Annotated in this window: 16 protein-coding genes and 1 tRNA gene; 10 read left to right on the top strand and 7 right to left on the bottom strand. The window is 66.2% G+C overall.

All coding sequences use genetic code 11. The features are described from left to right. Positions 1-313: 313 nt before the first annotated feature. Complete coding sequence (locus ACIGJB_RS04430) at positions 314-1990, top strand: L-lactate permease (protein ID WP_483731576.1); 1677 nt, start codon at positions 314-316, stop codon at positions 1988-1990. A gap of 63 nt (positions 1991-2053) precedes the next feature. Here ACIGJB_RS04430 and ACIGJB_RS04425 read toward each other — a convergent pair whose 3' ends face one another. The 5 genes from ACIGJB_RS04425 to ACIGJB_RS04405 all read right to left on the bottom strand — a co-directional run bounded on the left by ACIGJB_RS04425 (position 2054) and on the right by ACIGJB_RS04405 (position 8528). After that, the gene (locus ACIGJB_RS04425; protein ID WP_483731575.1) at positions 2054-2584 is read right to left on the bottom strand and encodes a chromate transporter; all 531 of its coding nucleotides are present in this window, start codon (positions 2582-2584) and stop codon (positions 2054-2056) included. Continuing rightward, a complete protein-coding gene (locus ACIGJB_RS04420) occupies positions 2581-3138 on the bottom strand; it encodes a chromate transporter (protein WP_483731574.1) in 558 nt (185 codons plus the stop codon). The genes ACIGJB_RS04425 and ACIGJB_RS04420 overlap by 4 nt, the downstream gene beginning before the upstream one ends. Positions 3139-3241: 103 nt before the next feature. Continuing rightward, a complete protein-coding gene (gene parC, locus ACIGJB_RS04415; protein WP_483731573.1) occupies positions 3242-5584 on the bottom strand; it encodes a DNA topoisomerase IV subunit A in 2343 nt (780 codons plus the stop codon). A 72-nt stretch (positions 5585-5656) separates the two neighbouring features. Beyond that, a complete protein-coding gene (locus ACIGJB_RS04410) occupies positions 5657-6460 on the bottom strand; it encodes a lytic transglycosylase domain-containing protein (RefSeq protein WP_483732254.1) in 804 nt (267 codons plus the stop codon). A gap of 76 nt (positions 6461-6536) precedes the next feature. Further along, on the bottom strand, positions 6537-8528 hold the full coding sequence (locus ACIGJB_RS04405) for a DNA topoisomerase IV subunit B (RefSeq protein WP_483708734.1): 1992 nt from the start codon (positions 8526-8528) through the stop codon (positions 6537-6539). 319 nt (positions 8529-8847) lie between these two features. Between ACIGJB_RS04405 and ACIGJB_RS04400 the strand changes: the two genes are divergently transcribed. Next, positions 8848-10065 carry an MFS transporter gene (locus tag ACIGJB_RS04400; RefSeq protein ID WP_483731572.1) on the top strand — a complete coding sequence of 406 codons (1218 nt, stop codon included), beginning with the start codon at positions 8848-8850 and terminating at the stop codon, positions 10063-10065. Next, positions 10062-10205: a hypothetical protein gene (locus ACIGJB_RS04395; protein ID WP_483732377.1), complete on the top strand. Its 144-nt coding sequence runs from the start codon at positions 10062-10064 to the stop codon at positions 10203-10205. The genes ACIGJB_RS04400 and ACIGJB_RS04395 overlap by 4 nt, the downstream gene beginning before the upstream one ends. On the opposite strand, the gene ACIGJB_RS04390 is transcribed toward ACIGJB_RS04395, so the two are convergent. Beyond that, complete coding sequence (locus ACIGJB_RS04390) at positions 10202-12130, bottom strand: ATP-binding cassette domain-containing protein (protein ID WP_483731571.1); 1929 nt, start codon at positions 12128-12130, stop codon at positions 10202-10204. The genes ACIGJB_RS04395 and ACIGJB_RS04390 overlap by 4 nt on opposite strands. A 495-nt stretch (positions 12131-12625) precedes the next feature. On the opposite strand from ACIGJB_RS04390, the gene ACIGJB_RS04385 reads away from it, so the two are divergent. Further along, complete coding sequence (locus tag ACIGJB_RS04385) at positions 12626-13555, top strand: amino acid ABC transporter substrate-binding protein (protein WP_483731570.1); 930 nt, start codon at positions 12626-12628, stop codon at positions 13553-13555. 101 nt (positions 13556-13656) lie between these two features. Beyond that, positions 13657-14835 (top strand): benzoate/H(+) symporter BenE family transporter, encoded by a 1179-nt coding sequence (locus tag ACIGJB_RS04380; RefSeq protein WP_483731569.1) that lies wholly within the window; start codon positions 13657-13659, stop codon positions 14833-14835. A gap of 16 nt (positions 14836-14851) precedes the next feature. On the opposite strand, the gene ACIGJB_RS04375 is transcribed toward ACIGJB_RS04380, so the two are convergent. Beyond that, positions 14852-15358, bottom strand: coding sequence for a hypothetical protein (locus ACIGJB_RS04375; RefSeq protein ID WP_483731568.1), 507 nt, complete (start codon positions 15356-15358; stop codon positions 14852-14854). Positions 15359-15604: 246 nt separating this feature from the next. Here ACIGJB_RS04375 and ACIGJB_RS04370 point away from each other — a divergent pair, with 246 nt between their 5' ends. The 5 genes from ACIGJB_RS04370 (at position 15605) to ACIGJB_RS04350 (ending at position 18011) form a co-directional block, all read left to right on the top strand. Beyond that, complete coding sequence (locus ACIGJB_RS04370; RefSeq protein ID WP_483732253.1) at positions 15605-15901, top strand: DMT family transporter; 297 nt, start codon at positions 15605-15607, stop codon at positions 15899-15901. 48 nt (positions 15902-15949) lie between these two features. Further along, positions 15950-16099 carry a hypothetical protein gene (locus tag ACIGJB_RS04365; RefSeq protein WP_483731567.1) on the top strand — a complete coding sequence of 50 codons (150 nt, stop codon included), beginning with the start codon at positions 15950-15952 and terminating at the stop codon, positions 16097-16099. Positions 16100-16202: 103 nt separating this feature from the next. Then, positions 16203-16370 carry a hypothetical protein gene (locus ACIGJB_RS04360; protein WP_483731566.1) on the top strand — a complete coding sequence of 56 codons (168 nt, stop codon included), beginning with the start codon at positions 16203-16205 and terminating at the stop codon, positions 16368-16370. A 153-nt stretch (positions 16371-16523) separates the two neighbouring features. After that, positions 16524-16598: transfer RNA gene (locus ACIGJB_RS04355), tRNA-Arg, on the top strand. 636 nt (positions 16599-17234) lie between these two features. After that, on the top strand, positions 17235-18011 hold the full coding sequence (locus tag ACIGJB_RS04350; RefSeq protein ID WP_483731565.1) for a PP2C family protein-serine/threonine phosphatase: 777 nt from the start codon (positions 17235-17237) through the stop codon (positions 18009-18011). Positions 18012-18026: the final 15 nt, after the last annotated feature.

Here is an 18026-nt window from a genome sequence, read left to right as displayed (position 1 = left end):
GCCTCGCGCCGTTGCCAAGCCGACATTATGGCGATTTCCTGGCTGGCATACATTTCTAAGAGGCGCCGTTTAGAGTACTCTGGGCTTTAGGCAGCACGTGCGCCATGCTGCCCCCTGGCAAACCCTGATCCCTGAATCCGGTTCATGTATGTCATGACCGGATTTAAAGCGGCGAACCAGGAACCCATCCTTACAATCCTTGTTCGACTCGCGTGTGCGGCTGACGCCGCACGTCGGTACGCGTGTACAGCGGCAGCCAATGGCACGGAGATCGCCTGGGCCGCCCGAGCCAAACCAGAGGAGGATTTCAATCGTGTGGAGTCAAGTCTATGACCCGCTAGGCAATATGGCGCTGTCCACCATTGCCGCGGGCGTCCCGGTAGCCGTGCTGCTCGCAGCGCTGGCCTTCTTTCACATGCAGGCGCACCTCGCCGCAGGCCTGGCGCTGGTGGTTGGCGTCGTCGTGGCGGCCGCGGTCTTCGGCATGCCGGCGGCCATGGCGGGCAAGGCCGCCGGGCTGGGCATCGTTTCCGGGCTGTTCCCGATCGGGTGGATCGTCCTCAACATCATCTTCCTGCACCGGCTGACCACACTGAACGGGTCGTTCAAGGTCTTGCAGAACTCCATCTCCGGCGTGACCGAAGACCGCCGCCTGCAGTTGCTGCTGGTGGCCTTCAGCTTCGGCGCCTTCTTTGAAGGCGCGGCCGGCTTCGGCACGCCGGTGGCCGTGACCGGTGCCATCCTGATCGGCCTGGGCTTCTCGCCGCTGGCCGCATCGGGCCTGGCGCTGATCGCCAACACCGCGCCGGTGGCCTTCGGCGCGCTTGGTGCGCCGATCATCGGCTTGTCGTCGGTGACGGGCATCGACCAGGTCACGCTGTCGGCCATGATCGGCCGGCAACTGCCCTTCTTTTCGGTGCTGGTGCCGTTCTGGCTGATCTGGGCCTTCGCCGGGTTCCGCGGCATGATCGCGATCTGGCCGGCCATTCTCGTTGCGGGCGTGACCTTCGCAGTGCCGCAGTTCCTGGTCTCGAACTTCCACGGCCCATGGCTGGTGGACGTGATCTCCTCGCTGATCTCGATGGGCTGCCTGACGCTCTTCCTGAAGATCTGGCACCCCAAGGAGATCTGGACCTCGACCAAGATCCTCGGCCGCCACGACGACTCCAAGGTCGACCATCCCGAAGCCGTGGCCGCCGACGCCGCTGCCAGCGCCGCTTCGGCCGGCATCTCGGTCGCCAAGGCCTGGCTGCCGTGGATCATCCTGACCGTGTTCGTGTTCGTCTGGGGCATCCCCGAGTTCAAGAAGTTCATGGACGCGCTGTGGCAATGGAAATTCCCGATCCCGGGCCTCGACAAGGCGATCATCAAGCATCCGCCGGTCACGCCCAAGGAAATCGCCGAGCCGGCCGTCTTTGCCTTCAACGTGCTGTCGATGGCGGGCACCGGCATCCTGGTGTCGGCCATCGTCGGCGGCCTGCTGATGGGCTACTCGATCCCGCGCCTGGCCAGGGAATACTGGGAGACCATCAAGCTGACCAAGTTCTCGCTGCTGACCATCAGCGCGATGTTCGGCATCGGCTACCTGACCCGCTACTCGGGCCTGGACGCGACGCTGGGCCTTGCGTTCGCGCAGACCGGCGTGCTCTACCCGTTGTTCGGCACCATGCTGGGCTGGCTCGGCGTGGCGCTGACGGGATCGGACACCGCGTCCAACGTGCTGTTCGGCGGCCTGCAGAAGACCACGGCTGAGCAGCTTGGGCTGTCACCGGTGCTGATGTCCGCGGCCAACAGCTCGGGTGGCGTGATGGGCAAGATGATCGACGCGCAGTCCATCGTGGTGGCCTCCACCGCTACCAAGTGGTACGGGCATGAAGGCGACATCCTGCGCTATGTGTTCTTCCACTCGATTGCGCTGGCGATCCTGGTGGGTATCTTCGTCACGCTGCAGGCCTACGTGCATCCGTTCACGCAGATGGTCATCCACTGACGTGGCCTGACCGTTTCACCGCCCCATGAAGCCCCGCTCCGGCGGGGCTTTTTGCTGGATGAGTCAGAGCACGCCGAGCAGGCCGGCCACGCCGCCGATGGCTACCAGCAACAGCGGGTGCGCGCGCGTCTTCAGCATCAGCAGGACCGTCACCACGGTGATAGCCGCTGCGCCCCAGCTGTGGTCGACGCTGTGCGCCAGCACCCAGCCCGATGAGAACAACAGGCCAATCGTCAGCGCCGCCAGCCCGCGCCGGATCAGGCCGGGCCAGGTCGCATGCGGCGAACGCCCGGAGAAATACTCGAACGCGAGCGCGATCAGGCTGGACGGGCCGCACATGCCGAACATGGCCGCAAGCGATCCGGCAAAGCCCGCCACCTGCCACCCGAACAGCGACACGAACAGCACATTGGGACCCGGCGCCGCCTGCGAGATCGCGTACATCGCCGAAAACTGCGCATCGGTCAGCCAGCCATTGGCCTCGACCAGGTAGCGGTGCATGTCCGGCAAGGTGGAACTCGCCCCGCCGATAGCCAGCAGCGACAGCGCGCTGAAATGGGCGAACAGGCTGGCCAGTACCTCGGCTGCGCTCATGGCTGCCCTCCGCGGGTTGCGCGCCACTCGAGCCACAGCGCGAGCGGCACGAGCACGACCATGACAGGCACCAGCGGCCAGCTCAGCAGACCGATCAGCAGGAAGGCTGCACCGCCGATCAGCACGGCCCGCAGCGTCAGCGACAGGCTTTGCGCCAGCTTGATCGCCGTGGCCAGCATCAGGCCAGCCGATACCGCCGTCATGCCGGCCAGCATGCGCTGCACGGCAGGCACGTCCTGGAAATGCTGGTACAGCAGCAGCAAACCCAGCACAAGTCCCATCGGCACCATGACGAGACCGCTGAACGCGGCCAGCGCGCCGCGCCAGCCGGCAAAGCGCAGGCCCAGCATCAAGGCGAGGTTGATGACATTGGGCCCGGGCAGGACCTGGCCCAGGCTCAGCAATTCGACAAAATCGCGGTCATCCATCCAGCGGTTGCGCTCCACCACCGCGCGGCGCACGAAGGGCAGGACGCCGCCGAAGCCGGAGAGGCCCATGCGGGCGAATTCAATGAACAGGGCGCGGGGGGTGGGGGGCGGGGCGAGGGAGGACATGGGAAGGAAATAACAACAACCAGCAGCTGCGGCAGCGTGGAATCTGCTGCGGCGGTACTCCCCTCTCCCGCAAGCGGGAGAGGGGAGAAAACCCGCGGCAGAATCAGTTGCCCGCAGGCGGCACAACCCTCACCGGATCAATCCGCACGCCCTTCAGCTTGCTTTCCAGCGCCTTGCCCTTGCGCGCCCGCTTGCCCACATACGGCATCAGGTTCGCCCCCGCCAGCTTCTGCGAATCAGGCTTGCCGCCACGCGGCGTGGTGCCGGACACCAGCAACCCCGGCGCACCAACACCAACCGCCTGCAGCAGCGTCTCCTTCGGCTCCAGCTCCATCAGGATCACGCCGCGGCCGCCGGCCGACAGCACCTTGACCTCGTCCAGCGCCACCAGTAGCAAACGGCCATTGCCGGACAGGCAGGCCACGTGCGTAGCCTCGTCGCCGATCGGCGCAGGCGCGAGCGGCGCGTCGCCATCATCGAGCGTCAGGAACGACTTGCCGCCCTTCTGCCGGCCCGTCATGTCGCCCACCTTGGTCAGGAAGCCATTGCCGCCCTGCGTGGCGATCAGCATGCGCTGCTCGGCGTTCCCGGCGAAGGTATGGGCAATCTGGCTGCCCGGCTGCAGCTCGATCAGCGTGGTCAGCGGCACGCCATCGCCGCGCCCGCCCGGCAGGCCGGCCACCGGCACCGAGTACACGCGGCCATTGGTGCCGAAGGCCAGCAGCACGTCCACCGTGCGGCATTCGAAGGTGTCGTACAGCGCATCGCCCGCCTTGAAGGTGAATTGCTGCGCGTCATGGCCGTGGCCCTGGCGCGCGCGCACCCAGCCCTTCTGCGACACCACCACCGTGACCGGTTCGTCCACCACGCGCACCTCGGCGCTGGCGCGGCGTTCTTCCTGGATCAGCGTGCGGCGCGGGTCCTTGTCTTCCGGGCTGTATTGCTTGGCGTCGGTCTCGATCTCCTTGATGATGCGACGGCGCATCATGGTGTCGGACTTCAGCAGCACGTCCAGGTCGGCCTGCTCTTCGCGCAAGTCCTTCAGTTCCTTCTCGATCCGGATCGCTTCCAGCCTGGCCAGCTGGCGCAGGCGGATTTCCAGGATGTCCTCGGCCTGGCGATCGCTGAGCCCGAACCGTTCGATCAGCGCGGCCTTGGGCTCGTCGCTCTCGCGGATGATGCGGATCACCTCGTCGATGTTCAGCAGCACCAGCATCCGCCCTTCGAGAATATGGATGCGGTCTTCCACCTTGGCCAGGCGATGGCGCGTGCGCCGCGTGACGGTGGCGAAGCGGAAATCGATCCACTCGCGCAGGATATCGCGCAGGCCCTTCTGGCGCGGACGGCCGTCCGTGCCGATCATCACGAGGTTGATCGGCGCGCCCGATTCCAGGCTGGTATGCGCCAGCAGCGTCTGGATGAATTCCTGCTGCCCGATGTTCTTGCTCTTGGGCTCGAACACCAGCCGCACCGGCGCATCCTTGCCCGATTCGTCGCGCACGGCATCCAGCACGGCCAGCACCGTAGCCTTTAGCTGCTGCTGTTCCGGGGTCAGGGCCTTCTTGCCGGTCTTGATCTTCGGGTTGGTCAGCTCCTCGATCTCTTCGAGCACCTTCTGCGCCGACGTGGCCGGCGGCAGTTCATTCACCACCAGTTGCCACTGGCCGCGCGCCATTTCCTCGATGGTCCAGCGCGCGCGCACTTTCAGGCTGCCACGCCCGGATTCATAGATCTGGGCGATATCGGCCGCGGGCGAGATGATCTGGCCCCCGCCCGGATAGTCGGGGCCGGGCATCAGCGCCAGCAGTTCTGCCAGCGTGATGTTCGGGTTGCGGATCATCGCCACCGTGGCGCCGGCTACTTCGCGCAGGTTGTGCGGGGGCACTTCGGTGGCCATGCCCACGGCAATGCCCGAGGCGCCGTTGAGCAGCACGAACGGCATGCGCGCAGGCAGCAGACGGGGCTCTTCCATCGAGCCGTCGTAGTTGGCGATGAAGTCGACCGTGCCCTCGTCGATCTCGTCGAGCAGCAGGCGCGCGATCGGGGTCAGGCGCGCTTCGGTGTAGCGCATTGCCGCGGCGCCGTCACCATCGCGCGAGCCGAAGTTGCCCTGGCCGTCGATCAGCGGATAGCGCAGCGAGAAGTCCTGCGCCAGGCGCACCAGCGCGTCATAGGCCGACTGGTCGCCGTGCGGATGGAACTTGCCCAGCACGTCGCCCACCACGCGCGCGGACTTGACCGGCTTGGAGTCGGCGCGCAAGCCCATCTCGTGCATGGCGAACAGGATGCGCCGCTGCACGGGCTTCTGGCCATCCGCGACCTCGGGCAGCGCGCGGCCCTTGACCACGCTGACGGCATAGTCGAGGTAGGCCCGTTCGGCGTAGCGCGCCAGCGTCAGCGAATCCGCCGGCTCTTCAGGTTGAAACGTGATGTCTTGTTGTTCCATGGATTGGCAAGAAGACGGCGCGCCATGATGTGATGCCGGCGCGCCGGGTGGCTTGTTGTTTGGGGAATCCGGTCAGGGCATGTTGCGCCGTCCGCCGATCACCATCTTGACGCGCGACGGCCCGCCGGCTGCCGCGCTGGTCCGCATCACGGCCGGACCGCCGCCGGGCTGGTAGAGCCGGTAGAACTGCAGCACGGTGCTCACGTACTGCTGCGTCTCCGGGTACGGCGGCACGCGGTTGTTGTAGCGCTGCACCGCGCCCTCGCCCGCGTTGTAGGCGGCCAGCACCAGTTCCAGGTTGTCGGGAAACAGCTCCATCAGCCAGCGCAGGTAACGCACGCCGGCCGCGATATTGATGCGCGGATCGGCCAGCTTCTGCTCGACACTGCGGCGCGCGTCTGCGCTCACGCCAAAGCGCGCGCCGGTGTCGGGAATGACCTGCATCAGCCCGATAGCGCCCTTGGGCGAAACGGCCGACGGGTTGAAGCCTGACTCCACCGCCATCACCGCCTTGACCAGCGCCGGGTCGACGTCCTGCTTGTCCGCGATCTGGCGGATCATCGGGTCGACCTTGGCGATGTTCGGGTGGTTGACGATGTAGCGGTACAGCTTGTGCTGCTCGAGATCGATCGCGCCAGCGCCTGCATCGCCCGAGCCACGCGCACTGCGCGAGCTATCGAAGCTGCCGCCGTTGCGCATGAACAGCTTGTAGCGCTCGTCGAGCTTGCGGTCGGCAAAGTGGGCGATGCCATCCGCGTCGATGAAGCCGTAGAGCTCGGCATGTGCCGCCGGCGCGCAGGCGAGACCGACCACCATCAGCACGGCCGCGGCTGCGTGATGCCATGGTTTGCGTGTCGGTGTGGGTCTCGTTCTCATCATGCGGTCCGGCTTGCGTGCGGGGAAGCCAAAGGGGGCATTATGCCCCTTTGTCTGTCCGCGCACAGACAGCCCGTCAGATATCGGCCTCGACTTCGTTGCCCTTCTCTTCGAGCCAGCTGCGGCGCTGTGCGGCCTCGCCCTTGCCCATGAGCATGTTCATCATCTCGACGGTCTGCGGCAGGTCGAACTCGCCCAGCGCCACGGGCAGCAGGCGCCGCGTGTCGGGGTTCATGGTGGTCTCCCAGAGCTGTTCGGCGCTCATTTCACCCAAACCCTTGAAGCGGGAGATTTGCCAGCTGCCGTCCTTGACGCCGTCCTTGAGCAGCTTGTCCTGGATGGCTTCGAGTTCACCTTCATCGAGCGCGTACAGCTTCTGCGCGGGCTTCTTGCCTCGTGCGGGCGCGTCGACGCGGAAGAGCGGCGGACGCGCCACGCAGACGTTGCCGGCGTCGATCAGCTTCGGGAAATGGCGGAAGAACAGCGTCAGCAGCAGCACCTGGATATGCGCGCCGTCCACGTCCGCGTCGGACAGGATGCAGATCTTGCCGTAGCGCAGGTTGGACAAGTCGGGCTCGTCGTTCGGGCCGTGCGGGTCCACGCCGATCGCCACCGCGATGTCATGCACCTCGTTGTTGGCGAACAGGCGGTCGCGCTCGGTCTCCCAGGTATTGAGCACCTTGCCGCGCAGCGGCAGGATGGCCTGGTACTCCTTGTCGCGGCCCATCTTGGCCGAGCCGCCGGCGGAGTCGCCCTCGACCAGGAAGATTTCATTGCGCGTGACGTCGGTCGATTCGCAGTCGGTCAGCTTGCCGGGCAGCACGGCCACGCCGGAGCCCTTTTTCTTTTCCACCTTCTGCGCGGCGCGCGTGCGCGCCTGGGCCTGGCGGATCACCAGTTCGGCGAGCTTCTTGCCGTACTCGACGTGATGGTTCAGCCACAGCTCCAGCGCCGGACGGCTGAAGGTCGACACCAGGCGCACCGCGTCGCGGCTGTTCAGGCGTTCCTTGATCTGGCCCTGGAACTGCGGATCGAGCACCTTGGCCGAGAGCACGAACGAGGCGCGCGCGAACACGTCCTCGCTCATCAGCTTGACGCCCTTCGGCTGCAGCGCGTGCATCTCGATAAAGCTCTTGACCGCCTGGAACAGGCCTTCGCGCAGCCCGGACTCGTGCGTGCCGCCGGCCGGCGTGGGAATCAGGTTGACGTAGGACTCGCGCACCGGCGAGCCCTCTTCGGTCCAGGCCACCACCCACGAGGCGCCTTCGCCGTGGGCAAAGCCTTCTTCGCCGGGGTTGGCGTCCGGGTCGGCGAAATGCTCGCCCTCGAACATCGGGATCACGAGTTCGGCACCGCTGCCCTGCGCCAGGGCTTCGACCAGGTAGCCCTTCAGGCCCTGGTCGTACTGCCAGGTCTGGGACTCGCCGGTCTTTTCAGTGACCAGCGTGACTTTCACACCGGGCAACAGCACGGCCTTGCTGCGCAGCAGGCGCTGCAGTTCTGCCTGCGGGATCGTCGCCGAGTCGAAATACTTCGCATCCGGCCACACCTGCACGCGCGTGCCGTTTTTCTTCTCGCCGCGCTCGAGCTTGCGCGAGGCCAGCGGCACCGTGACATCGCCGCCGGAGAACGTGAGCGTCGAGGCCATGCCGTCGCGCCAGACCGAGACGTCGAGCTGCGTCGACAGCGCGTTGGTCACCGACACGCCCACGCCGTGCAGGCCGCCGGAGAACGCGTAGGCGCCGCCCTTGCCCTTGTCGAACTTGCCGCCCGCGTGCAGCCGCGTGAAGACGATCTCGACCACCGGCACGCCTTCTTCCGGGTGGATGCCGACCGGGATGCCGCGGCCGTCGTCCTCCACGCTGACGCTGCCGTCGCGGTGCAGCGTGACCAGGATCTCGGAACCGAAGCCGCCCAGCGCCTCGTCGGACGCGTTGTCGATCACCTCCTGCACGATATGCAGGGGGTTGTCGGTGCGGGTGTACATGCCGGGGCGCTGCTTGACCGGCTCCAGGCCCTTCAGGACCCGGATGGAGGATTCGCTGTACTGACTGGTTTTGCTCGCCATGGAGTCGCTACGAAAGTGGAGATCCCGGCCATTTCGGCCAGTTTTGGCGCGCATATGTGGCGCCGCCGGGTGCCGGGCACTGCATTGTAATGGAAGCCCGGACCGGCAATCGTGGCAAAAGAACGACCGCGCCAGCCGGCTTTCTTGCCGGCCGTCCGGATTACCATGCCGCCCGTCCGGACTTGCGCGCCGTGCCCGACGCGCTCCGGCGAGCCGGGGTAAACTCGCGCAACTGGATCGGGCACCCCCAATGCCGCGCCGGCCAGCACAACAAAAACCACAACAACCGAGGCACTCCGCCGCCCGCAGCGAGCCCGATATGCAAACCCAGAACCGACAACTCTCCCTGACCACCGTCCTGCTATGTGGCGGCCTGCTCGTCACCCTTTCCATGGGCATCCGGCACGGCTTCGGCCTGTTCAACCTGCCGATCACGCAGACTCATGGCTGGAACCGCGAGACCTTCGCTTTCGCGCTGGCGCTGCAGAACCTGATGTGGGGCGCCAGCCAGCCGTTTGCCGGCGCGCTCGCCGACAAGTTCGGCGCACTGCGCATCATGCTGATCGGCGTGGCGCTATACGTCGGCGGGCTGGTGGTGATGGCGCTGTCGGCCAGCGGCACGGCCTTCGCAACCGGTGCCGGCGTCATGATCGGCATCGCGCAGTCCGGCACGACCTACAGCATCGTGTACGGCGTGATCGGCCGCGTAGCCAGCGCCGAGAAGCGCGTCTGGGCCATGGGCATTGCCGCCGCGGCGGGCTCGTTCGGGCAGTTCCTGATGATCCCGGTCGAGCAATCGCTGATTTCAGGGGTGGGCTGGCAGAACGCGCTGTTCGTGATGGCGCTGATGGCCTGCGTGATGCTGCCGCTGGCGTTCACGCTGCGCGAACCGAACATGGCTTCGCATCATGGCGGGCATCACCAGACCATCGGGCAGGCCATCCGCGAGGCCTTCGGCAACCGCAATTTCCAGCTGCTGACGCTGGGCTACTTCGTGTGCGGCTTCCAGGTGGTATTCATCGGCGTGCACCTGGCGCCGTACCTGAAGGACAAGGGCCTGACCGATCCGAAGATCGCCACGGTAGCGCTCGCGCTGATCGGACTGTTCAATGTGTTCGGCACCTACACGGCCGGCGCCATGGGACAACGCATGCCCAAGCGCTACCTGCTGTCGGCCATCTACCTGACGCGCTCGGTGGTGATCGCCGGCTACCTGCTGCTGCCGCTGACGGCCGCCAGCACGTGGGTGTTCGCGGCGATGATGGGTTTCCTGTGGCTGTCGACGGTGCCGCTGACCAACGGCATCATCGCCCAGGTGTTCGGCGTGAAATACCTGTCGATGCTGTCCGGCGTGGTGTTCTTCTCGCACCAGATCGGCAGCTTCCTGGGCGCGTGGCTGGGCGGCTACCTGTATGACCGGACCGGCGGCTACAACACGGTGTGGATGATCGCGATCGCGCTGGGCGTGATGGCGGCGCTGGTCAACCTGCCGATCCGCGAGCACGCGCTGGCGCGCCCGCAGCCTGTGGCGGCATGACTACCATGGTCCGCCAGCTCGTGCTGCGCGCCGCCGGTCTGCTGGGGCTGGCGGCGGCGCTTGTGCTCGGGTTTATCGGGTACTTGCGGCCGTCGTTTATGGTGGATCTGACGAATATGGTGCTGGCGTGGTGTGGTTAGCCCGCTTCGCCCTTCGACTTCGCCTCCAGCACCTCCCACCGCTCCAGAGCCTCCAGCAGTTCCATCTCGATCTCGTCGTGGCGGGTGGCCAGCGTGGCAGCCTTCGCCGCGTCGCTGACATAGAGCGAGCCATCTTCGAGCTGCGCGGCGATGGTCTTCTGCTCGCCTTCGAGCGCAGCAATCCGCTCCGGCAACCCCTCAAGCTCGCGCTGCTCCTTGTAAGACAGCTTGACCGTGCGATTGGCGCCGCGCGCATCGCGCGAATCCTTCGCCTTGGCCGGTTCTGCGGCTTTCTGCTCGGTCTTGCGCGCCGCCTGCAGCGCGGCGCTGCGCTCGGACTGCGCGACCCAGTCGGAATACCCGCCAACCGATTCGCGCCACTGGCCTTCGCCCTCCGCGGCAATCGTGGAAGTCACCACGTTGTCCAGGAACGCGCGATCGTGCGAGACCAGGAACACCGTGCCGCTGTAGTCCTGCAGCAGTTCTTCCAGCAGCTCCAGCGTGTCGATGTCGAGATCGTTGGTCGGCTCGTCGAGCACCAGCACATTGGCCGGCCGCGCGAACAGGCGCGCCAGCAGCAGGCGGTTGCGCTCGCCGCCGGACAGCGACTTGACCGGTGAACGCGCACGTTCCGGCGCGAACAGGAAGTCGCCGAGATAGCTCATCACATGCTTGCGCTGGCCGTTGACCTCGACCCAGTCGCTGCCCGGGCTGATGGTGTCGGCCAGGGACTTTTCCAGGTCCAGCTGCGTGCGCATCTGGTCGAAGTACGCGACCTGCAGATTGCTGCCGTTGCGCACGGTGCCGCTGTCGGGCGGCAGTTCGCCCAAAATCAGGCGCAGCAGCGTCGTCTTGCCGGCACCGTTGGGGCCGATCAGGCCGACCTTGTCGCCGCGCATGATGGTGGCAGTGAAATCGCGCACCACCACCTTGTCGCCATAGGCCTTGTTCACGTCGACCAGCTCGGCCACGATCTTGCCGGAGCGATCGCCTTGCGAGACCTCCAGCTTGACGTTGCCCTGCGCCTCGCGCCGCACGGCGCGCTCGTTGCGCATGGCGACCAACCGCTGGATGCGCGCCACGCTGCGCGTGCGGCGTGCCTCCACGCCCTTGCGGATCCACACCTCCTCCTGCGCCAGCAGCTTGTCGAACTTGGCCTGCTCGACCTGCTCGGCCGCCAGCAGTTCTTCCTTGCGTGCCTGGTAGGCGCCAAAGTTGCCGGGGAAGGACAGCAGGCGGCCGCGATCGAGCTCGACGATGCGCGTCGCCACGCGGTCCAGGAACGCGCGGTCGTGGGTGATCAGCAGCACGCTGCCGCGGAACACCAGCAGCAGGTCTTCGAGCCAGCGGATGGCCTCCACGTCGAGGTGGTTGGTCGGCTCGTCCAGCAGCAGGATGTCGGGTTCCGCAACCAGTCCCTGCGCCAGCGCCACGCGCTTCTGCAGGCCGCCGGAGAGCGCATCGACGCGCGTATGCGGATCGAGGCCCAGCCTGGCCAGCGTGCTTTCCACGCGCGTGCGCAGATGCCAGGCACCGGCGGCATCCAGCTCCGACTGCAGGCGGTGCAGTTCCGCCAGCGCGGCCTCGTCATGGCTGTCGGCCAGCCGTTCGGCCGCGGCTTCATAGCGCACCAGCAGGTCATGCGCCTGGCCCATGCCTTGCGACACCGCGTCGAACACCGTGATGCCGGGCTCGAATTGCGGCTCCTGCGGCACGTAGGCCGACGTCACGCCGGACTGGCGTGCAATCAGGCCGTCGTCCGGCGCGGCCAGCCCCGCCACGATCTTCAGCAGCGAGGACTTGCCCGAGCCGTTGCGGCCGATCAGGCCGACGCGCTCGCCGGCTTCCAGCGAAAAATCGGTGTGGTCGAGCAAGGCCACGTGCCCGAAAGCAAGCTGGGCATCGGTAATGGAAAACAGGGCCATGGGAGGAAATCAGGCGGGAGATTCAGAAGTTACGCCGGCAGCAAGCGGCATCGGCGCGGAGCAGGCCGCATTGTAGACCACCGGCGGGCGCCGGCTTGTGGCGGGTCTTGCGCCAGGGAGCCGGCGCAAAAGAAAGGGCCCGCAACGCGGGCCCAAGAGTCTCTCCTCGGTGCCCTGCTCGCAGGACACGGAACCAAGCATATCAATCGCCGGCACAACGCTCCAGTTCGGAGATATCCGTAAGGGAAAGCCCCGTCAACTGGACCCGCGGCCTGCCGTTGCTAGCGTCGCACGGCCGTGCAAGGGCATGTTGTCCGCCATGCGGCGCACATGGAACAATAGCCCGCGCAGCACTCGTGGTTCCGGGGCAGATTACCGGCACGAGCGCCCGTTCGGGGTGACAGCACGACAACGACACTTCAGAGCCGCACGGGACCAGATGGAACCGACCTAACGGCCGCCACTTGTTTTCGTTATCTTTTGACGAGGGTTTCCATGATCGATCCGGGTCAGTCGCGCCGGGCTTCGCGCCCCAATGTCGCCTTTGTCTTGTCTTTGCTGGCCTGCGCCGGCTTGCTGGCCACCGGGCCCGCGCAAGCCGCCCCGCCGCCGGTGCTGCAGCATATCCAGCAGACCGGCGTGATCCGCATTGCCCACCGCGAAAGCTCGGTGCCGTTCTCGTTCGTGGCCAACGGCAAGCCGGTCGGCTATGCGGTGGACCTGTGCCTGAAGATCGCCGATGCCGTGCGCAGTTCGCTGCATATGCCCGGGCTGCGCGTCGAATGGGTGCCGGTCACGCCCGCCAACCGGATTGCCGCGATCGCCGGGGGCAAGGCCGACCTGGAGTGCGGCTCGACCACCAACAACCGCGAGCGGCGCGAACAGGTCGCCTTTACCATCCCGCACTACATCGCCGGCAGCCGCATGATCGTGAAGAGCGATTCGGGCATCGCCCGGTGGGCCGACCTGCGCGGCAAGACCGTGGTTTCCACGTCAGGCACCACGCCGCTGGCCATGCTGCGCAAGATGGACGAAGGCGGCGTGATGCAGTGGCACCTGGTCGAGGCCAAGGACCATGCCCAGGCCTTTGCCATGGTGGAAGCCGGCAAGGCCGACGCCTTCGTGATGGACGACGTGCTGCTGTACGGCCTGCGCGCCAACGCCAGCCGCCCCACCGATTTCAAGGTCACGGGCGAGATGCTGACCATCGAGCCCTACGCCATCATGCTTCCCAAGGGCGACGCCGAATTCAAGAAGCTGGTGGACAAGACGCTGGTCACCGCCGTCTACGACCAGGAAACGCCAAAGCTGTACCGCAAGTGGTTCCAGGCCCCGATTCCCCCGCATGGCATCACGCTCGACATCCCCATGAGCTACCTGCTGCGCGATTCGTTCAAGTTCCCGAGCGACAAGGTCGCGGACTGAGTCACGGCAAGTCCCGCAGGCATGGCAGGGCGGCCGGCAGTCATGCGAAGATGGCGGGCGTGCCGCTTACGTCGCCTGTCGCCCTGCCGCCCTGCCGCCCCATGCCTGCCACCTCCCTCAAGCTCTCCGATCTTTCCGTTTCCGCATTCGTCGCCGGCCTGATCGCCACGCTGACCGGCTATACCAGCTCGCTGGTGCTGATGATCCAGGCCGGGCAGGCCGCTCACCTGAGCAGCGCGCAGATTTCGTCATGGCTGTGGGCGCTGTCCATCGGCATGGGTGTCACCACCATCAGCCTGTCCCTGGCCATGCGCGTGCCCGTCGTGGTGGCGTGGTCGACGCCGGGCGCGGCGCTGCTGATCGCCAGCCTGCCCGGCGTGCCCTACCCCGAGGCAATTGGCGCTTTCCTGATGGCCGCATTGATGATGACGGCCGCCGGGCTCACCGGCTGGTTCGACAAGCTGATGCGCGCGCTGCCGGCCAGCATCGCGTCGGCCCTGCTGGCCGGCATCCTGTTCCGGATCAGCGTGGATGTGTTCGTGCAGGCCCAGGACCAGACCGTGCTGATGCTGGCGATGTTCGCGGCCTACCTGGCCGGCCGACGCTGGTGGCCGCGCTACGCGGTGCCGGGCGTGCTGCTGGTCGGGGTGGCGCTGGCCGGCGCGCTGGGCCAGTTGCACTTCGAGGGGTTCCGGCTGGCGGTGGCGGTGCCGGTCTGGACCACGCCGGCATTCTCGTTCCAGGCCTTTGTCAGCATCGCCATCCCACTGTTTATCGTGGCGCTGGCTTCGCAGAACATCCCGGGCCTGGCGGTGCTGCGCGCCGACGGCTACCACGTGCCGGCATCGCCGCTGATCACCGTGACGGGCTTCGCCTCGGCCGTGCTGGCGCCGTTCGGCTCGCACGGCATCAACCTGGCGGCGATCACGGCCGCCATCTGCACCGGTCCGCAGGCCGACGCCGACCCGGCCCGGCGCTACACTGCGGCCGTCGTTTGCGGCGTGGGTTACCTGGTGGCGGGCGTCCTGGCCGCCAGCATTGCGGCACTGTTCGCCGCCTTTCCGAAGGCCGTGGTGGTGGCGCTGGCCGCCTTTGCGCTGCTGGGATCGATCGCCAATGGCCTGACCGTGGCCATGCAGACGCCGGACGAACGCGAAGCCGCCCTGCTCACGTTCATGATCACGGCATCGGGCATGACGCTGGCCGGCGTGGGCTCGGCCTTCTGGGGCGTGGCGGGCGGCATGATGGCGCTGCTGGTGCTGCGCCGCAAGGCAGCCTGAGCCCGCCCTGGAAATCCTAGAGCAGCAGGAAGGCGATATCGCGGAACCGGATGTCTTCGAGCGCGACGCCCTTGCGCCGCTGGAACAGCACGTGCTGGAGCACGCGGTCGCGATGTTCGCAGAAGGCGGCGGTTTCGAAGCGCAGCGCCGCCAGGCCGTAGTGCTCGGACAGCAGCTTGTAGACGCGGTGGCGCACCAGCAGCATCTCGTTCTCGGTCTGCAGGCGGCCGACCTCGGCGGCCTGCTCCTCCTCGAGCTGGCGCATGCTGACCACCACGCGCGCATGCATGCCGCGGTAGCGGTCGGCCTCCGCGTGGGCCTTGCGCAGTTCCTCGCGCAGCGCCCGGACTTCCTGCATCAGCTTGAGATTGCTCTGCACCCCGCGCTGGATGCGGGTTGCCTCCTCCAGCGCGTAGTCCGCCGCCGCGATGGTGTTCTGCCAGACGCCCGATTCATCCGCGTCGGCCGGGGCCATACGCGTGGCAGGCCAGACGGTCTCTCCGTCAATGCCTTGATGTGTCATACCGCTCCCCCCAGGAAACCAAAAGCCCGCCGCCGTACGTTTTTTTTGAAGGTCGGCCGGGAACCGCTATCGATGCGTGACAGCCCGTCATGCCGCGCAGGCTGCACACTATCATTCAAAACTGCAATACTGCGTCGCACAACCACCGCAAGGTGGGGATCCGTCCTTGTCTGCTGTGCCTGTACAACACCTGGGTGGTCGGGCGCACTTTGCGACCCTGCCTACCCGCATTCCCTCGTTTCCATGATGAACGGATATTTGCTCCTGGCGTTGGCCATTGTTGCCGAGGTCATCCGGCTGGTGCCCAGCCTCCTGGTCGTGGCCGGCTACGCGTGCGCCTTCTACCTGCTGATGCTGGTCATGAAGACGGTTCCGGTCGGGGTCGCCTATGCCATCTGGAGCGGCGCCGGCATCGTGCTGGTCACCCTGATCGCCATGGTGCTGTACCGCCAGGTGCCGGATCTGGCGGCCTGCGTCGGGATCGGCCTGATCATCGCCGGCGTGGCGGTGATCCAGCTTTTCTCGAAAACCAGCGCGCACTAGCGCCGTGGCTACCTAGAATGAAGTCGGTTCCTGCCACGGGAGACCGCCATGCTTACCGCCCTGCTCGTCGCCGCAATCATCGTCGCCCTGTACATCTTTGCCGTGCGGGCCGAATTCTTCCATAAGTCGCCGTTCTATCCGGAGCATGAACATCCGGTGCAGTATTGGTGGGACCGGTTGGTGCATCACAAGAGATAACCTGACAGCGGCGCGAATGCCGCAATTCTGTAGCCCCCAAGGCGGCTTTCGGCATGCCTTGGCGGCGTCATGCGCAAACGAAAGCGGTTACTGAACGAGAACCATGGAATTTCGCCCAATACATACCGAAGCCGACTACCGGAATGCCCTGAACGCACTCTCGACACTGGTGGACGCGGATCCCGCGCCGGGAACCCCCGAAGGCGATCAGCTCGAAGTCCTTTCCATGCTGGTGGAACGCTATGAGGCTGACCACCTTCCATTGGATTGACGCCGCGCCGAAAGCAGCGACGCCTGAATCCGCGCACCAGCGATAGCCCACCACGGCCCGGAAGCCGCTCCAGGCGGGAGGTTTTTGATATACTCCGCCCCGTCTTCAGGATCACCGCAACCCTGCGGAACCGCGGTCCTGACAGCTCTGTCCCTCGCCGTAGTTCAATGGATAGAACGAGCGCCTCCTAAGCGCTAGATACAGGTTCGATTCCTGTCGGCGGGACCAAGCCCTCGCTTTATCCTCAACAGATCTACCCCAAGCACCCACAGTCACCGCCGCCGGCATTCGCCTGCGATCGGAGGCCGTCCCTGCGAAGCCAGCCGCGCGCGGCGCGGCATGTGGTGGCCAAACCTGCTGCCGGCGTGCCGGCCTCCCACGGCGGCAGGCTGGCCGGTGCGGTGGCTCTGGCGACCGCGATACACGGCGCAATCTGCTCTGACGATCAGTCCGGACATGACTGGCTCCTTCGTGTTCTGTACAAGAAACGTTTCAGGCCGCCCGCTGGCTGACCTGGGCCATGCTTGTACTGGCTAGTCTGGCCTCGGGTGTCTGGACGCGGCGATCATTGTCGCGTCGTGCCAGGCTTCAGCAGGAAGTGTGCCAGTGCACCCGGCTGGCGCCGCCTGGGCCATAGCGGGGAATGTGGCCCCCCAAGGCCTCCGCGCCTGTCGGGACGCCGCCAACGCCCTTGGCGGCCCGGCTGTTGGCCCGTCGCCACCACTACGCTGGAAGGCGACATGGGCAAAGATGGATGCGCAGGCTCGCCAATCGGCCGGGACCACGTTGATCAACTTTTGCGAGACCAGCAACAACTTCTATGCTGGTCAGATAAACAACCGATCCTTGACCTTGGAGGTCATCTTGACTGGCGTGACGCAATTCCGCTGGGCATCGGCGGCCTGCACCGACGTGGGCCGCGTGCGCGAGCGCAATGAAGACGCGTGCCTGGATCTGCCGGACCTGGGCATCTGGGTCGTCGCTGACGGCATGGGTGGCCATGCCGTTGGCGACTTCGCCAGCCAGGCCGTCACGCAGGCGTTGGCATCGCTGCCGGCACGACCGTCGCTGGAAGAACGGCTGGCCGACGTAGGCGCCGCGCTGCAGGACGTCAATCGCACGCTGATTGCCGAAGCCTCGCGCCTGCAGGTGCGCTGCGTAGGCACCACTGTCGTGGTGCTGGCAGCCGGTGACAGGCGTTGCGGATTTCTTTGGGCCGGCGACAGCCGGCTCTACCGGCTACGCGGCGGGCGGCTGCAGCGCCTGACGCGCGATCACAGCCAGGTGGAGCGTTTGCTCGCACGCGGGCTCATCACGGCAGAGGAAGCGCGGCACCATCCCGCGCACAACACCATCACGCGCGCCGTGGGCGCAGCCGACACGCTGTTGCCTGAACAGCTGTTCGCCGATGTCACAGATGGCGACGTGTTCCTGCTTTGCAGCGATGGATTAAGCAATGAAGTCGAGGATGATGCGATTGCAAGCGCACTGGCCAGCGGTAGCGACCTTGATGCAACAGCCCAGTCGCTCGTAAAAATGGCGCTGGATCATGGGGGCCACGACAATGTCACCGTGGTGGTAGTACGTGCTGAGGATCCTTATGCGGACAGGACCCTGGTAAATCCGGAGGTAGAGGCATAGGCCCCGCGTTTCAAC

It is taken from the genome of Cupriavidus sp. C2SS-8b, from assembly GCF_057073745.1.
Note: the sequence above shows the minus strand (reverse complement) of the source record. Positions and strands in the feature narration are given on the sequence as shown.

Excerpts from the sequence above, each read along its gene's own strand:
- ACIGJB_RS04425 (WP_483731575.1), bottom strand. The coding sequence starts at position 2,584 with ATGAGCGCAGCCGAGGTACTGGCCAGCCTGTTCGCCCATTTCAGCGCG.
- ACIGJB_RS04420 (WP_483731574.1), bottom strand. The coding sequence starts at position 3,138 with ATGTCCTCCCTCGCCCCGCCCCCCACCCCCCGCGCCCTGTTCATTGAA.
- parC (WP_483731573.1), bottom strand. The coding sequence starts at position 5,584 with ATGGAACAACAAGACATCACGTTTCAACCTGAAGAGCCGGCGGATTCG.
- ACIGJB_RS04410 (WP_483732254.1), bottom strand. The coding sequence starts at position 6,460 with ATGAGAACGAGACCCACACCGACACGCAAACCATGGCATCACGCAGCC.
- ACIGJB_RS04405 (WP_483708734.1), bottom strand. The coding sequence starts at position 8,528 with ATGGCGAGCAAAACCAGTCAGTACAGCGAATCCTCCATCCGGGTCCTG.
- ACIGJB_RS04400 (WP_483731572.1), top strand. The coding sequence starts at position 8,848 with ATGCAAACCCAGAACCGACAACTCTCCCTGACCACCGTCCTGCTATGT.
- ACIGJB_RS04395 (WP_483732377.1), top strand. The coding sequence starts at position 10,062 with ATGACTACCATGGTCCGCCAGCTCGTGCTGCGCGCCGCCGGTCTGCTG.
- ACIGJB_RS04390 (WP_483731571.1), bottom strand. The coding sequence starts at position 12,130 with ATGGCCCTGTTTTCCATTACCGATGCCCAGCTTGCTTTCGGGCACGTG.
- ACIGJB_RS04385 (WP_483731570.1), top strand. The coding sequence starts at position 12,626 with ATGATCGATCCGGGTCAGTCGCGCCGGGCTTCGCGCCCCAATGTCGCC.
- ACIGJB_RS04380 (WP_483731569.1), top strand. The coding sequence starts at position 13,657 with ATGCCTGCCACCTCCCTCAAGCTCTCCGATCTTTCCGTTTCCGCATTC.
- ACIGJB_RS04375 (WP_483731568.1), bottom strand. The coding sequence starts at position 15,358 with ATGACACATCAAGGCATTGACGGAGAGACCGTCTGGCCTGCCACGCGT.
- ACIGJB_RS04370 (WP_483732253.1), top strand. The coding sequence starts at position 15,605 with ATGAACGGATATTTGCTCCTGGCGTTGGCCATTGTTGCCGAGGTCATC.
- ACIGJB_RS04365 (WP_483731567.1), top strand. The coding sequence starts at position 15,950 with ATGCTTACCGCCCTGCTCGTCGCCGCAATCATCGTCGCCCTGTACATC.
- ACIGJB_RS04360 (WP_483731566.1), top strand. The coding sequence starts at position 16,203 with ATGGAATTTCGCCCAATACATACCGAAGCCGACTACCGGAATGCCCTG.